We start from the raw sequence: 14,588 nt of genomic DNA, 5'->3' as shown, positions 1-14,588 counted from the left end.
GCCCCTCTTCTTGAGTGCGTGCGGACTACGTGGGCTTAACGACGCGGCTGCGCGTCCAGTACCTGCTGCAGCGCCTCGAACTCCTCGACGCAGCGGCCGGAGCCGAGCACCACCGAGTCGAGCGGGTTCTCCGCGATGTGGATCGGCATGCCGGTCTCGCGGCGCAGCCGCTCGTCCAGTCCGCGCAGCAGCGCACCGCCGCCGGTGAGCACCACGCCGCGGTCCATCACGTCGCCCGCCAGCTCCGGCGGGCACTGGTCCAGGGTGGTCTTCACCGCGTCGATGATGGAGTTGACCGGCTCGTCGATGGCCTCGCGGACCTCGGCGGCGGAGATCACCACGGTCTTCGGCAGGCCGCTGACCAGGTCGCGGCCGCGGATCTCTGCGTGCTCGTCCTTCTCGGTCTCCGAGCCGTAGGCCGAGCCGATGCTCATCTTGATCTGCTCGGCACTGCGCTCGCCGAGCAGCAGCGAGTACTCCTTCTTGATGTGCTGGACGATCGCGTTGTCCAGCTCGTCGCCGGCCACCCGGATGGACTGGGCGGTGACGATGCCGCCGAGGGAGATCACGGCGACCTCGGTGGTGCCGCCGCCGATGTCCACCACCATGTTTCCGGTGGCCTCGTGCACCGGCAGGCCGGCGCCGATCGCGGCGGCCATCGGCTCCTCGATGATGTGCACCTGGCGGGCGCCGGCCAGGTGGCTGGCCTCGACCACGGCCCGGCGCTCGACGCCGGTGATGCCGCTGGGCACGCAGACCACCACGCGCGGGCGGGCCAGGTAGCGGCGACGGTGGATCTTCTGGATGAAGTAGCGCAGCATCCGCTGGGTGATCTCGAAGTCGGCGATCACGCCGTCCTTGAGCGGCCGGATGGCGATGATGTTGCCGGGCGTGCGCCCGATCATCTTCTTGGCCTCGGAGCCGACGGCGAGGATGCCGCCGGTGTTGGTGTTGACCGCGACCACTGACGGTTCGTTGAGGACGATCCCCTTGCCCCTGACGTACACCAGCGTGTTGGCAGTGCCGAGGTCGATCGCCAGGTCACGGCCGATGAACGACAGGTTGTTGGCCATGGGGTGTGGAACGCCTTCCCGAACTGGACGTCTTGGGCAGGGAGTTGTGCCTCACCCGGCAATCGCGGGCCGGGGTGAGGGCTGCGGCGGGCCGGTGGGTCCGCTGGTCGCCTCCATCGTAGCCACGCCCGGCGACCCGGTCGGCGGGGTGGGCTTCGGCGTCCATTCTCCGTTGCCGAACCGGTTCTCCCGGCATTGGGACGCCGTGTCGGCACAACCAGTTCCATATTTGAGGATCAAATTCCCACGGTTGGCTGAGTCGGACCGGCCCGCCCGGCCCGGCTCAGCCCTCCTGATCCGCCGTCAAGCCTGACTCAGGCGTGCGCGGGGAAGAAGATCTTGATCTCGCGCTCGGCCGACTCGGGCGAGTCCGAGGCGTGGATCAGGTTCTCCCGGGTGATGGTCGCGAAGTCGCCGCGGATGGTGCCCGGACCGGCCTGCAGCGGGTCGGTGGCACCGGCCAGCGCGCGGATGCCCGGAACCACGTTCTCGCCCTCGACGATCAGCGCGATCGACGGGCCGGAGGTCATGAACTCCAGCAGCGGCTCGTAGAACGGCCGGCCCACGTGCTCGGCGTAGTGGGTCTCCAGGGTCTCGCGGTCGAAGGTGCGCAGTTCGACCGCGGCCAGCTGCCAGCCGGCCTTGCGCTCGATCCGGCTGATGATCTCGCCGGCCAGGCCACGGCGGACGGCGTCGGGCTTGAGCAGGACGAGAGTGCGCTGGGACACGGTGCGGCTCCAGGTGAATCGGGGCAGGTCCGGCGGCGGTAGGTGCCACCGCCCCAGAGGTTACCTTGGGTGAGCGAACGGCCGCCCCCGGCCTCCGACCTGGGGCGGACCGCTCAGACGCCCTGGGCCGCCCGCGCCGCCTTGATCTGGTCGATCTTGCGGCCGTAGTGCACCGAGCACCACCAGAGGCCGGCGAAGACCACGCCCAGCCCGTACATGGTGGGCAGCAGCAGGCCGCTGACGATCAGGCCGGCCTGCAGCGCCCAGCCGATCGCCACGGCGCCGGGCCGGGTGATCACCCCGCAGAGCAGCACGCAGAGCAGCATCGCGATCCCGCTGACGGTCCAGATCAGCGAGCTGGACACATCGGTCATCTTCATCGCGACGCAGGCCGCGAAGAGCACCACGAAGACCTCGCCGATCAGCGTGGCCGAACAGAGCTGACGCATCGTCACTTCCTCCCGAGCAGCAGCCGGGCCTCGCCGACCGTGATCACCGACCCGGTGACCAGCACGCCGGCCCCGCCCAGGTCGCCCTCTTCCTCCGCGAGCGTCACGGCGGCCGCGATCGCGTCGTCCAGCCGGGGCTCCACCACCACCCGGTCCTCGCCGAAGACCTCCACCGCCTGCGCGGCCAGGGTGTCCACCGGCATCGCCCGGTGGGTCGAGTTCTGGGTCACCACGAGCTCGGCGAGCACCGGCTCGAAGGCCTCCAGCACGCCGGTCACGTCCTTGTCCCCGCTGGTGCCGATCACGCCGATCAGCCGGGTGAAGCCGAAGGACTCCTGGATGGCCGCCGCGGTGACCTGCGCACCGGCCGGGTTGTGCGCCGCGTCCAGCAGGATGGTCGGGCTGCGCCGGACCACCTCCAGCCGGCCCGGCGAGGAGGCGCCGGCGAAGGCCCGGCGCACCTTGTCGATGTCCAGCTGGCCCTCGCGGGCCGCGCCGACGCCGAAGAAGCCCTCGACGGCGGCGAGCGCCAGCGCCGCGTTGTGCGCCTGGTGCTCGCCGTGCAGCGGCAGGAAGACGTCGGCGTACTCGGCGCCGCCGAGGCCGCGCAGCGTCACCAGCTGGCCGCCGACCGCGAGCTCCCGGCTCAGCACGCCGAACTCCATGCCCTCGCGGGCCACCGTGGCGTCCACCTCGACGGCCCGGGCCAGGATCGCCTGGGCGGCGTCCAGCGGCTGCTGGGAGACCACGGCCAGGCCGCCGGACTTGATGATCCCGGACTTCTCCACCGCGATCTCGCCGGTGGTGGAGCCGAGCCGGTCGGTGTGGTCCAGTGAGATCGGGGTGATCACCGAGACCGCCGCGTCGATCACGTTGGTGGCGTCCCAGCTGCCGCCCATGCCGACCTCGACCACGGCCACGTCGACCGGGGCGTCGGCGAAGGCCGCGTAGGCCATGCCGGTGAGCACCTCGAAGAAGGAGAGCGGGACGGGCTGCTTCTCGTCGACCATCCGGACGTAGGGCTCGATGTCCTGGTAGGTCTCGACGAACTTCTCGGTGCTGATCGGCTGCCCGTCCAGGCTGATCCGCTCGGTCACCGACTCCACGTGCGGGCTGGTGTACCGGCCGGTGCGCAGCTCGAAGGTGTTGAGCAGCTGCTCGATCATCCGGGCCGTGGAGGTCTTGCCGTTGGTCCCGGTGATGTGGATCGAGGGGTAGGCGCGCTGGGGCTCGCCCAGCACGTCCATCAGGGCCCGGATCCGGTCCAGGCTGGGCTCGATCTTGTTCTCCGGCCAGCGCTTGGCCAGCTCGGCCTCGATCTCCCGCAGGCCGGTCGGCTCGGCGGGGCCCGCGCTGTCGGGGCGGATGGTGTACGGGTTCGGCCCGGCGCTGCTGCTCACGCCGCCAAGTCTACGGAGTGCCGCCCCGGTCCCGGCGCGCCCGGGGGTCCCCCGGGCGGGGGTCGCGCGGGGGCGCCGCGCGACGGTGAGGTGCCGACCGCGCTCAGACGCCCACGGGGACGGGGGCCTGACGCAGCCGCAGCTCCTCCAGCACCGCCTCGACCTCGTCCTCCGCCACCAGCGGCAGCATCATCGCCACCGCCTGGAGCAGGCCGCCGAGCAGGAAGGTGGTGTCCGCGGTGGCGGCGACCAGGGTGCGCACCCCGGCCACGTCGCCGCAGCGCACCGCGTCGATCAGCCGGGCCGCGTCGGCCGACTCCTCGTCCACCGCGACCCCGATCGGCCCCGGCGGGGCCTTGCGGGCCAGCGAGCGGAGCACCCGGTCGCCGGCCTCGGGGGCGTAGGCCTTGCGGACCGCCTCGGCGGCGATCCAGGCGAGCAAGGTGACCACCGCGCGCTCGTCCTCCTCGGCGAGCAGCCGGTCCAGCTCCTCGTCGAACGCGAGTTGATTCCCGTGCCGGAATGCCAGCAACAGGGTCGCGGCCCGGCCCTTGGTTTCCTCGACCCGCTGAGCGGGGAGTTCGCCGGCCGTTTTCTGCACTCGCGTCATGCCATGCCTTCCCGTCGCCGCCGTTGCTCCGACCTGCGGAACACCGTATACGGCTCACCTTCCGAGGCCATCGAAACATGCCCGAGTGTTGTTCCTCCGGAATGCGAATCCGATCGTTTTCTGGCTTTCCGTGGAAATCTCCCGGTAATCCGTCCGGCGTTGGAAAAGCAAGCGCCGCGCCGTCGGGGAGGGCGCGCGGACCGGCCCCGCCCGCCCCCGGGCCGGCCGGGACGCCCCCTGCCGGAGGCACCGCCGACCGCCCCGGAAACGGCTCGGGGCCGCGCCCGCCGAAGCGGACGCGGCCCCGGGGCACGGGCGGGGTCAGGCCTGCGGCAGCGCCGCCAACTGGGCGGTGATCCGGGCGATGTCGCCCTCGGCCGCCGTCTGGCGGGCCTTGATCTTCGCCACCACGTCCTCCGGCGCCTTGGCCAGGAAGCCCTCGTTGCCGAGCTTCCCCGTGGTCTGCGCCAGCTCCTTCTCGGCCGCCGCGAGGTCCTTGGCGAGCCGCTTGCGCTCGGCGGCCACGTCGATGGCACCGGACAGGTCCAGCGCCACCGCGGCACCGGCCGCCGACAGCGAGGCGGTCGCGGCGAAGCCCTCGGCCGGCACGGCCAGCCGGGCCAGCGAGCGGATCGCCGCCTCGTGGTCGGCCAGGCCGGCGCCGGCCAGCTCCAGCGTGGCGGGCACCTTCTGACCGTCCTTCAGCCCCTGGTCGTTGCGGAACCGGCGGACCTCGGTGACCACCTGCTGCAGCAGCGCGATCTCCGCCTGGGCGGCCGGGTCGCGGAACCCGCCGTCCTTCGGCCACTCGGCGACCACCACCGACTCGCCGCCGGTGAGCGCCGTCCAGAGCGCCTCGGTGACGAACGGGACCACCGGGTGCAGCAGCCGCAGCGTCACCTCCAGCACCTCGCCGAGCACCCGGCGGGCGGCGTCGGCCTGCGGGCCGCCGGCCGCCAGGGTGGTCTTGGAGAGCTCGACGTACCAGTCGAAGACCTCGTCCCAGGCGAAGTGGAAGAGCGCGTCGGAGAGCTTCGCGAACTGGTAGTCCTCGTAGAGCGCGTCCACCTGGGCCACGGTCTCGCCCAGCCGGGAGAGGATCCACCGCTCGGCGGCGGTCATCTGCTCCGGCTCGGGCAGCGGACCCTCCACGGTGGCGCCGTTCATCAGCGCGAACCGGGTGGCGTTCCAGATCTTGTTGCAGAAGTTGCGCGAGCCCTTGACCCAGTCCTCGCCGATCGGCACGTCGGCGCCCGGGTTGGCGCCGCTGGCCAGGGTGAACCGGACCGCGTCGGCGCCGTAGGCGTCCATCCAGTCCAGCGGGTCCACCGCGTTCGGGTTGGACTTGGACATCTTCTTGCCGAACTCGTCGCGGACCAGGCCGGTCAGCGCCACGGTGTGGAACGGCGCCTGACCGTCCATCGCGTACAGGCCGAACATCATCATCCGGGCGACCCAGAAGAAGATGATGTCGTGGCCGGTGAGCAGCACGTCGGTCGGGTAGAACTTCGCCAGGTCCGGGGTCTGCTCCGGCCAGCCCAGCGTGGAGAACGGCCACAGGCCGCTGGAGAACCAGGTGTCCAGCACGTCCGGGTCCTGGGTCCAGCCCTCGCCGGTGGGCGCCTCGTCGTCCGGTCCGACGCAGACGACCTCGCCGTTCGGGCCGTACCAGACCGGGATCCGGTGGCCCCACCAGAGCTGGCGCGAGATGCACCAGTCGTACATGTTGTCGACCCAGTCGAAGTAGCGGCGCTCCAGCTCCTTCGGGTGGATCTGCACCCGGCCGTCCCGGACCGCGTCGCCGGCCGCCTTGGCCAGCGGCTCGACCTTGACCCACCACTGCAGCGACAGCCGCGGCTCGACCACGGTGTGGCAGCGCGAGCAGTGGCCGACCGCGTGGTCGTAGGGGCGCTTCTCGGCGACGATCCGGCCCTGCTCGCGCAGCGCGCCGACGACGGCCGAGCGGGCCTCCAGCCGGTCCAGGCCGAGGAACGGGCCGTGCACGGTGATCACGCCGCGCTCGTCCATCACGCTCAGGTTCGGCAGGCCGTGCCGCTGGCCGATGGCGAAGTCGTTCGGGTCGTGCGCCGGGGTCACCTTGACGGCGCCGGTGCCGAACTCCGGGTCCACGTGCTCGTCGGCGACCACCGGGATCTCCCGGTCCGTCAGCGGCAGCTTGACGGTCCGTCCGACCAGGTGGCGGTAGCGCTCGTCCTCGGGGTGGACGGCGACCGCGGTGTCGCCGAGCATCGTCTCGGCCCGGGTGGTGGCGACCACGATCGCGTCGTCGCCCTCGCCGTAGCGGATCGAGACCAGCTCGCCGGGGACGTTCTCGTGCTCCACCTCGATGTCGGAGAGCGCGGTCAGGCAGCGCGGGCACCAGTTGATGATGCGTTCGGCGCGGTAGATCAGGCCGTCGTCGAAGAGCTTCTTGAAGATGGTCTGGACGGCCTTGGACAGGCCCTCGTCCATCGTGAAGCGCTCGCGCGACCAGTCCACGCCGTCACCGAGCCGGCGCATCTGGCCGAGGATCTTCCCGCCGTAGTTCTCCTTCCACTCCCAGACCTTCTCGACGAAGGCCTCGCGGCCCAGGTCGTGCCGGGACAGGCCGGACTCGGCGAGCTGCTGCTCCACCTTGTTCTGGGTGGCGATGCCGGCGTGGTCCATGCCGGGCAGCCAGAGCGCCTCGTAACCCTGCATCCGCTTACGGCGCGTCAGGGCGTCCATCAGGGTGTGCTGGAAGGCGTGGCCCAGGTGCAGGGCACCGGTCACGTTCGGCGGCGGGATGACGATGGTGTAGGGGGGCTTCTCGCTCTTCGCGTCCGCCTCGAAGTAACCGCGGGCTACCCAGCGCTCATACAGCTCGCCCTCTACCTCGCCGGGGGCGTAGGCGGTCGGAAGGGTGGCTGCGTTGTCCCCGGACGCGTGGTCGGCGGGGAGCTGGTTCGTCATGTCGGTCACGACGCACAGTTTACGGAACCGCGGAGCCCGCCGAGCACGTCGTCGGCGTACGGTAGCGTGCCGGTACCCGGCCGGCCAGTCGGAGCAAGGGGACCGGGCGCCGCGACCGAGCTCCGGGAGGGATTGCCCATGTCCGACCAGTACCCGTACGGTCCGCCCCCGCCGGCGGCGCCCGACGGCTACGGCGCGCCGCCGCCGCAGCCCGGCTACGGATCGCCCGTGTACCCCCAGCAGTCGCCGTACTACCAGCAGGTGCCGCCCCAGCAGGGCGCCGGCTGGCCCGCCCAGTACCCGCCGGTGGGGCCGCCGCCACCGCCGCCGCGCAGGTCCCGCAAGGCGCTGTGGATCACCCTGGTCGCGGTGCTCGCCGCGATCGGCGTCGCCTCCTCGGTGCTGGTCAGCACGCTGAAGGACAAGTCGGACAAGCAGAACGCCGACAAGAAGCACACCCCGGTGGTCCAGCAGAGCCCCGCCGCCAGCGGCACCCCGCTCGCCTCCGACAGCCCGGCCGCGAGCAGCAGCCCCGGCGGGACGCAGGACGCGAGCGGCCCGGGCACCCGCAAGCTGGTGGTGCCGGACTCCTTCCAGACCCTGAGCAGCGACCCGGGCAACAAGCTGGCCCAGCAGCTCTCCAAGAACCTGTCGCAGAGTCAGGGCGCCAAGTCCATGGACGGCACGGTCAGCACGGTCTACAACTCGCTGCTGTCCGACCGGGCCGTCGTCTACTACGGCGACTACGGCCGGATCGCCTCGCCGAGCCTGGAGGAGGTCGGCTTCTGGCTGGGCTTCGAGAACTCGGCCCGGGGCAACGGCGCCACCTTCTCCGCGCGCACCCACCCGGACCCGGGCCCGCTCGGCGGGGTGATGAGCTGTGAGGACGCCATCACCACCAAGGAGACCGACGCGGTCTGCGTGTGGATCGACAACAGCGTGCTGGCGGTGGTCATGCAGACCACGGCCAGCGGCAAGGCGCCCGCGCTGGACAAGGCCGCCGCCGACGCCCGCGAGCTGCGCGGCTCGGCCGAGGTGCCCAAGTAGCCGGACGGCAGGACGCACCGAGGGCCCGCGGCGACTGCCGCGGGCCCTCGTCCGTTCCTCGTCCTGCTGCCGGTCAGGCGCTCTTGTCCCGGCGCTCGCGCTTGATCATGTCGCGCGGCACCAGGGTCGGGATGGCGTGCTTGGAGACCACGTCACCGGTGACCACCACCCGGGCCACGTCCTGGCGGGAGGGCACCTCGTACATCACCGACATCAGCACCTCCTCCATGATCGCCCGCAGCCCGCGCGCCCCGGTGCCGCGCAGGATCGCCTGGTCGGCGATCGCCTCCAGCGCGTCCCGGCTGAACTCCAGCTCCACGCCGTCGAGTTCGAAGAGCTTGCGGTACTGCTTGACCAGCGCGTTCTTCGGCTCGGTGAGGATCTGCAGCAGCGCCTCGCGGTCCAGGTTGTGCACGCTGGTGATCACCGGCAGCCGGCCGATGAACTCCGGGATCATGCCGAACTTGACCAGGTCCTCCGGCATCACCTGACGGAAGTGGTCGGTCGCGTCGCTCTCCCGCTTGGAGCGGATGGTCGCGCCGAAGCCGATCCCCTTGCCGCCCGAGCGGCCCTCGATGATCCGCTCCAGACCGGCGAAGGCGCCGCCGACGATGAACAGCACGTTGGTGGTGTCGATCTGGATGAACTCCTGGTGCGGGTGCTTGCGCCCGCCCTGCGGCGGCACCGAGGCGGTGGTGCCCTCCAGGATCTTCAGCAGCGCCTGCTGCACGCCCTCGCCGGAGACGTCCCGGGTGATCGACGGGTTCTCGCTCTTGCGGGCGACCTTGTCGATCTCGTCGATGTAGATGATCCCGGTCTCGGCCTTCTTGACGTCGTAGTCGGCCGCCTGGATCAGCTTCAGCAGGATGTTCTCGACGTCCTCGCCGACGTAGCCCGCCTCGGTCAGCGCGGTGGCGTCGGCGATCGCGAACGGCACGTTCAGCATCCGGGCCAGGGTCTGCGCGAGCAGGGTCTTGCCGGAGCCGGTCGGACCGAGCAGCAGGATGTTGGACTTGGCCAGCTCGATGGCGTCCTCGCGGCCGCTGCCGCGGCCGGCCTCGCCGGCCTGGACCCGCTTGTAGTGGTTGTAGACGGCCACCGAGAGGGCCTTCTTGGCCAGGTCCTGGCCGACCACGTACTGGTCCAGGAACTCGTAGATCTCGCGCGGCTTCGGGAGCTCCTCGAAGCGCACCTCGGAGGACTCTGCGAGCTCCTCCTCGATGATCTCGTTGCAGAGATCGATGCACTCGTCGCAGATGTACACGCCTGGGCCGGCGATCAGCTTCTTCACCTGCTTCTGCGACTTGCCGCAGAACGAGCACTTGAGCAGGTCGCCACCGTCTCCGATGCGTGCCACGAGGTGCTTCCCCTTCGCCAGGGGCCCCGCGGGGGTCCGGGGCCTGGTGCTGTGGACCCGACGGTCGCCCCGCCAGGGCGCTCAGGTCTCGGTATCCGACGGTACTCTGCCGACTCGCGGAATCAGTCGACTTCGACGGCTCTGCCCTACGCCCTGGGCGAATTGATACCGAACAGATGCCGTCGGGCGGGAGGCCGGAGCCCGCCGGGCGGGGCGTACCGGGCGGTACGCCCCGCCCGGCGGGGAGTCGCCGGCCTCAGCTGTTGAGCGAGGCCTTGCGGGTGGAGACGATCTGGTCGATGAGGCCGTACTCCAGGGCCTCCTCGGCGGTGAGGATCTTGTCACGCTCGATGTCGTCGCGGACCTTCTCGATCGGCTGGTTGGAGTGCTTGGACAGCATCTCCTCCAGCTGCTCGCGCATCCGGAAGATCTCCTTCGCCTGGATCTCCAGGTCGGACACCTGGCCGCGGCCGGTCTCGGTGTACGGCTGGTGGATCAGGATCCGGGCGTTCGGCAGCGCCATCCGCTTGCCCGGGGTGCCGGCGGCCAGCAGCACGGCGGCGGCCGAGGCGGCCTGGCCCATGCAGACCGTCTGGATGTCCGGCTTGACGTACTGCATGGTGTCGTAGATCGCGGTGAGCGCGGTGAACGAGCCGCCGGGCGAGTTGATGTACATCTGGATCTCGCGGTCCGGGTCCATCGACTCCAGGCAGAGCAGCTGGGCCATGACGTCGTTCGCCGAGACGTCGTCCACCTGCGAGCCGAGGAAGATGATCCGCTCCTCGAACAGCTTGGCGTACGGGTCGTACTCGCGGATGCCCTGCGAGGTGCGCTCGACGAACCGCGGCACGATGTAGCGGCCCTCCGCCCGAGGGGAGGTCAGCTCGGCACGGGCGCGCAGGTAGTCGCCGGCGGGGGTGTTGGGAAGGTTCATTGCGGGTCCGTCCTCCGGGGGCTGGTCCGACGTGGTGGGGTGGGGTGGGGCGGCGCTCAGGCGCCGGTGCCGCCACCGCCGGGGACATCCGCGGCACTGTGCATGATGTCGTCGATCAGCCCGTAGGCCTTGGCCTCCTCCGCGGTGAACCAGCGGTCGCGGTCGGAGTCCTTGGTGATCTGGTCGAAGGTCTGCCCGCTGTGCTGGGAGATCAGCTCGGACATCCGCTTCTTCATGCGGAGCAGCTGCTCGGCCTGGATCCGGATGTCGGTCGCGGAGCCGCCCAGGCCGGCCGAGGGCTGGTGCATCAGGATCTCGGCGTTCGGCAGCGCGAAGCGCTTGCCCGGCGTCCCGGCGGTGAGCAGGAACTGGCCCATCGAGGCCGCCATGCCCATCGCGATGGTCACCACGTCGTTCTTGATGTACTGCATGGTGTCGTAGATCGCCATGCCGGCCGTGATCGAGCCGCCCGGGGAGTTGATGTACAGGTAGATGTCCTTCTCCGGCTCGGCGGCCAGGAGGAGGAGCTGGGCGGTGATCTTGTTGGCGATGTCATCGTCCACCTGCTGGCCGAGGAAGATGATCCGCTCGCCGAGAAGCCGGTTGTAGACCTGGTCGCCCAGGCCGCCGAGCACGTCACCACCGGCCGCGCGCGGCGTCATCAGGCCAGGCATCTGCATCTGCGGGAACGTCACTTAGCCACCTGCTCAGTCGGTTTAGCTTGCTTTCGTTGACCCTAACGCGCAGGCCGAGCCCGGGAATCCCTCACACAGAACTGTTCGCTGTCAGCGCAGGTGCGCCGCCGGAAGCGGAACGGGCCCGGACGCGCACCTGATTTCCAGGAGTGCGTCCGGGCCCGTTCGGGGCTCACCGCGACGGGGCGGTTCAGGCCTCGGCGGACTCCTCGGTCGCCTCGGCGGCGGCCTCGGTGGTGGCCGCCTCGGCCACCTCCTCCTCGTCCTCGTCGAAGTCGACGACCTCACCGTTGGAGTCGGTCACCGTGGCGGCCTCGACCACCAGGGCGAGCGCCTTGCCGCGGGCGACCTCGCCGACCAGCAGCGGGACCTGCTGGTTGGAGACGATCTGCTGGGCGAACTGGTCCGGGCTCAGGCCGGAGCCGGCGGCGCGGCGGATCAGGTGCTCGGTGAGCTCCTCCTGGTTCACGCCCACCTCCTCCTTGGCCACGATCTCGTCGAGCACGAACTGGGTCTTGATGCCCTTCTTCGCCTGCTCCTCGGTCTCCGCGTCGAACTCCTCGCGGGTCTTGCCCTGGGCGGCGAGGTAGCTCTCCAGGGTCTGGCCGATCGGCTCCAGCTGGTGGTGCTCCAGGTTGTGCTTGCGGGTCTCGACCTCGTCCTTGAGGAGCTTCTCCGGGAACTCGATCTCGATCTTCTCGAGCAGCGCGTCCAGGACCTTCTCCTGCGCCTGGGTCGCCTGGTCGAACTCCTTCATCCGGCCGAGCCGGGTGCGGGAGTCGGCGCGCAGCTCCTCCAGGGTGTCGAACTCGCTGGCCAGCTGGGCGAACTCGTCGTCCAGCTCGGGGAGCTCCTTCTCCTGGACGGCGGTGACGGTGACGGTCACCTCGGAGCTCTTGCCGGCCTGGGTGCCGCCCTTGAGCTCGGTGGTGAAGGTCTTCGACTCGCCGGCCGAGAGGCCGGTGACGGCCTCGTCGATGCCGTCCAGCAGGCGGCCCGAGCCGATCTCGTAGCTCACGCCGGTGGCGGTGCCGTCCTCCGGCACCTCGCCGTCGACCTTGGCCTCCAGGTCCACCACGACGATGTCGTCCGCGCCGGCGGCGCGCTCGACGTCCTTGACCGAGGAGAAGCGCTCGCGCAGCTGCTGCAGCGACTTCTCGATGTCCTCGTCGGTCACCTCGATGGCGTCGACCTCGACCGAGATCTCGGCGAAGTCGGGGAGGGTGATCTCCGGGCGGATGTCGACCTCGGCGGTGAAGGTGAGGCCGTTGGCGTCGAGGTCCTCGACACCCTTGATGTCCGTGATGTCGGGCTGACCGAGGACCTCGACCTTGTTCTCGTCGACGGCCTGCGTGTAGAAGCGCGGCAGGGCGTCGTTGACGGTCTCCTCCAGCACGGCGGCGCGGCCGAACCGCTGGTCGATGACCCGGTTCGGAATCTTGCCCTTCCGGAAACCCGGAACCGTGACCTGCTGGTTGATCTTCTTGTACGCCGCGTCGAGGCTGGGCTTGAGCTCCTCGAAGGGCACCTCGACGGTGAGTCGAACCCGGGTCGGGTTCAGAGTCTCGACGGCGCTCTTCACGGTTAGGTCTCCTATGGGGCTTGCGGTCGGCTTGTCTGTTCCGGCCCCCGAGTCCCTCGCGGGCTGCGGGCCGGGCAGACGGGTGATGAGCCACCTGAGTGCGGCGATCTCCCGTGTGGGGTGGATGGCGAGCGGCCCGGTCCCGGTGCGGGTCTGGGCGGGGACTCTGTCACCCTGGGGTGGTCGGCTCGGAAGCCGTGACCACCAGCGGCCCATCCTACCGGGTACCACGAAACTGACTGGTCGGGGTGACCGGATTCGAACCGACGGCCTTCCGCTCCCAAAGCGGACGCGCTACCAAACTGCGCCACACCCCGCATTCACGCGAGAGAGAGCGTACACGCCGACGATCGTCGGCTCGCAGATATTCGACTGCCCGTCGGATCGGGTACGCTGTTGCCCGTCCACCCGGACCGGCGGGCGTAGCTCAATGGTAGAGCCCTAGTCTTCCAAACTAGTCACGCGAGTTCGATTCTCGTCGCCCGCTCCGGTCGAAGGCCCCGACGCGCCCTGCGCGTCGGGGCCTTCGTCGTGTTCGCCCCGGTCGTGGGGCGGACCGCCGGCCGCGGACTGGCAGTGCCGAGCCCGGCCCCGCTAGCCTCGGCGTTTGTTCGAACCGGGGTGCGAAGGAGGCGGCGTGGAGCCCGAGCAGCGGCGGCTGGTGATCCAGCACGCGGTGGTGCGGGAACTGTCCCGGTACGGGCGCGAGTTCGCCCTCGACGGGGAGGTGGTCCGCGGACCGGGCAGCACCGCGGTGGCGATCCGCGAGCACCTCGGGCCGGACGGCGCCGCGCACGCCGACCTCGGCTTCGTGCTCGACCTGGGCCGCGCGGACGCACCGGTGGTCTGGGACTGCACGGCCGGGCTGGGCACCACCGAGACCGAGAAGTTGGAGAGCGCGGTGCGGATGTGGGCGGCCACCACCGCCGCCACCGTGGTCGAACTGATGGACCACCAGGGCCGCTACGGCGACCACCGGCGGCTGCCCGAACTGCCGGGCTGGCACGCGGTGCAGGGGCCGGCCACGGTCTTCGGCTTCCAGAGCGCCCGGCTGACCGACTGGTTGGGCGGGCGGGAGCTGCTGCCGGAGCTCGCGGCCGCGCTCGCGCCGGAGCTGACCGACCCGCGGCTGAACGGGGTCAAGCTGTTCTTCGGCGGCCGGGCCGGTGACGAGGTGGCCGAGGTCCGGGTGAACGGCGAGGTCAGCCCGGCGGCCTCGGCGGCGCTGGCCGCGCTCGACTGGCCGCGGGCCGAACGGTTCTGCTGGGCGCGGCTGTTCGTGCTGCTGGCGGCCGACGGCGCCAGCCTGGAGGCGGTCCGCTCGGCCGAGCGCGGCCGGAGCCCCGAGCCCGCGCCGGAGCCCGTCGCGGCCGTCGTGCGAACGGCCCGGGGCGGCCGGCTGAGCCGCTGGTGGCAGGCCAGGCGGGCGGGGCAGTAGGCGGCCGGAGGAGGCACCCGCAGCCCCGCCGCGGCGTCACTTGGTGACGTTGCCCAGGGTGTTGGCCACCGAGTTGAGCATTTCCTGGATGGGCTTGGAGAGCTGGGTCGACTGGTTCAGCATGAAGCCGAAGAGCACGGCGACGATCGCGTGCGGCATCTTGATCTGCTTCCCGCGGATGAAGATGATCAGCATCACGCCGAACAGGACCAACGCGGAGACGGAGAGTGCCACCCGGACTCACTTCCTCATTTCGTGGCGGAGCGGACCACGGCCTGCCCGAAGGTCCCGAGGCGGCACCCGTCGGTGAAGCACACCCGAAC

13 protein-coding genes and 2 tRNA genes are annotated in these 14,588 nt (G+C 70.7%); 3 read left to right on the top strand and 12 right to left on the bottom strand.

The window, feature by feature from the left end:
* Nucleotides 1-35: 35 nt before the first annotated feature.
* The 6 genes from FHX73_RS19430 to FHX73_RS19405 form a co-directional block, all read right to left on the bottom strand.
* Entirely contained in the window at nucleotides 36-1,061 is a 1,026-nt protein-coding gene (locus FHX73_RS19430) for a rod shape-determining protein (protein WP_145908394.1), read from the bottom strand.
* A 326-nt stretch (nucleotides 1,062-1,387) separates the two neighbouring features.
* On the bottom strand, nucleotides 1,388-1,801 hold the full coding sequence (ndk, locus tag FHX73_RS19425; protein WP_145906201.1) for a nucleoside-diphosphate kinase: 414 nt from the start codon (nucleotides 1,799-1,801) through the stop codon (nucleotides 1,388-1,390).
* A gap of 113 nt (nucleotides 1,802-1,914) precedes the next feature.
* Entirely contained in the window at nucleotides 1,915-2,250 is a 336-nt protein-coding gene (locus tag FHX73_RS19420; RefSeq protein ID WP_145906200.1) for a DUF4233 domain-containing protein, read from the bottom strand.
* 2 nt (nucleotides 2,251-2,252) lie between these two features.
* On the bottom strand, nucleotides 2,253-3,650 hold the full coding sequence (folC, locus tag FHX73_RS19415; RefSeq protein ID WP_145906199.1) for a bifunctional tetrahydrofolate synthase/dihydrofolate synthase: 1,398 nt from the start codon (nucleotides 3,648-3,650) through the stop codon (nucleotides 2,253-2,255).
* Nucleotides 3,651-3,753: 103 nt separating this feature from the next.
* Complete coding sequence (locus FHX73_RS19410) at nucleotides 3,754-4,260, bottom strand: hypothetical protein (protein WP_145906198.1); 507 nt, start codon at nucleotides 4,258-4,260, stop codon at nucleotides 3,754-3,756.
* A 321-nt stretch (nucleotides 4,261-4,581) separates the two neighbouring features.
* Nucleotides 4,582-7,212: a valine--tRNA ligase gene (locus FHX73_RS19405; protein ID WP_145908393.1), complete on the bottom strand. Its 2,631-nt coding sequence runs from the start codon at nucleotides 7,210-7,212 to the stop codon at nucleotides 4,582-4,584.
* A 138-nt stretch (nucleotides 7,213-7,350) separates the two neighbouring features.
* Between FHX73_RS19405 and FHX73_RS19400 the strand changes: the two genes are divergently transcribed.
* Nucleotides 7,351-8,259, top strand: coding sequence for a hypothetical protein (locus tag FHX73_RS19400; protein ID WP_145906197.1), 909 nt, complete (start codon nucleotides 7,351-7,353; stop codon nucleotides 8,257-8,259).
* A gap of 73 nt (nucleotides 8,260-8,332) precedes the next feature.
* Here the strand turns inward: FHX73_RS19400 and clpX are convergent, their stop codons facing one another.
* The 5 genes from clpX to FHX73_RS19375 all read right to left on the bottom strand — a co-directional run bounded on the left by clpX (nucleotide 8,333) and on the right by FHX73_RS19375 (nucleotide 13,144).
* The gene (clpX, locus tag FHX73_RS19395) at nucleotides 8,333-9,616 is read right to left on the bottom strand and encodes an ATP-dependent Clp protease ATP-binding subunit ClpX (protein WP_145906196.1); all 1,284 of its coding nucleotides are present in this window, start codon (nucleotides 9,614-9,616) and stop codon (nucleotides 8,333-8,335) included.
* A gap of 256 nt (nucleotides 9,617-9,872) precedes the next feature.
* The gene (locus FHX73_RS19390; RefSeq protein WP_145906195.1) at nucleotides 9,873-10,550 is read right to left on the bottom strand and encodes an ATP-dependent Clp protease proteolytic subunit; all 678 of its coding nucleotides are present in this window, start codon (nucleotides 10,548-10,550) and stop codon (nucleotides 9,873-9,875) included.
* Nucleotides 10,551-10,606: 56 nt separating this feature from the next.
* Nucleotides 10,607-11,212: an ATP-dependent Clp protease proteolytic subunit gene (locus tag FHX73_RS19385; RefSeq protein ID WP_211786327.1), complete on the bottom strand. Its 606-nt coding sequence runs from the start codon at nucleotides 11,210-11,212 to the stop codon at nucleotides 10,607-10,609.
* A 223-nt stretch (nucleotides 11,213-11,435) separates the two neighbouring features.
* Nucleotides 11,436-12,827 carry a trigger factor gene (gene tig / locus FHX73_RS19380; protein ID WP_145906194.1) on the bottom strand — a complete coding sequence of 464 codons (1,392 nt, stop codon included), beginning with the start codon at nucleotides 12,825-12,827 and terminating at the stop codon, nucleotides 11,436-11,438.
* Between the two features lie 240 nt (nucleotides 12,828-13,067).
* A tRNA-Pro gene (locus FHX73_RS19375) sits at nucleotides 13,068-13,144 on the bottom strand.
* A gap of 99 nt (nucleotides 13,145-13,243) precedes the next feature.
* Between FHX73_RS19375 and FHX73_RS19370 the strand changes: the two genes are divergently transcribed.
* Both FHX73_RS19370 and FHX73_RS19365 read left to right on the top strand, forming a co-directional pair.
* Nucleotides 13,244-13,314: transfer RNA gene (locus FHX73_RS19370), tRNA-Gly, on the top strand.
* Nucleotides 13,315-13,464: 150 nt separating this feature from the next.
* Nucleotides 13,465-14,265 (top strand): DUF6348 family protein, encoded by an 801-nt coding sequence (locus FHX73_RS19365; protein WP_145906193.1) that lies wholly within the window; start codon nucleotides 13,465-13,467, stop codon nucleotides 14,263-14,265.
* A gap of 36 nt (nucleotides 14,266-14,301) precedes the next feature.
* On the opposite strand, the gene FHX73_RS19360 is transcribed toward FHX73_RS19365, so the two are convergent.
* Nucleotides 14,302-14,499 (bottom strand): hypothetical protein, encoded by a 198-nt coding sequence (locus tag FHX73_RS19360; RefSeq protein ID WP_145906192.1) that lies wholly within the window; start codon nucleotides 14,497-14,499, stop codon nucleotides 14,302-14,304.
* Between the last annotated feature and the right edge of the window lie 89 nt (nucleotides 14,500-14,588).

The organism is Kitasatospora viridis (assembly GCF_007829815.1).
In the GTDB taxonomy this organism is placed as follows: domain Bacteria; phylum Actinomycetota; class Actinomycetes; order Streptomycetales; family Streptomycetaceae; genus Kitasatospora; species Kitasatospora viridis.
The sequence above is the reverse complement of the archived record's forward strand: the minus strand, read 5'-3'. Positions and strand labels throughout refer to the sequence as shown.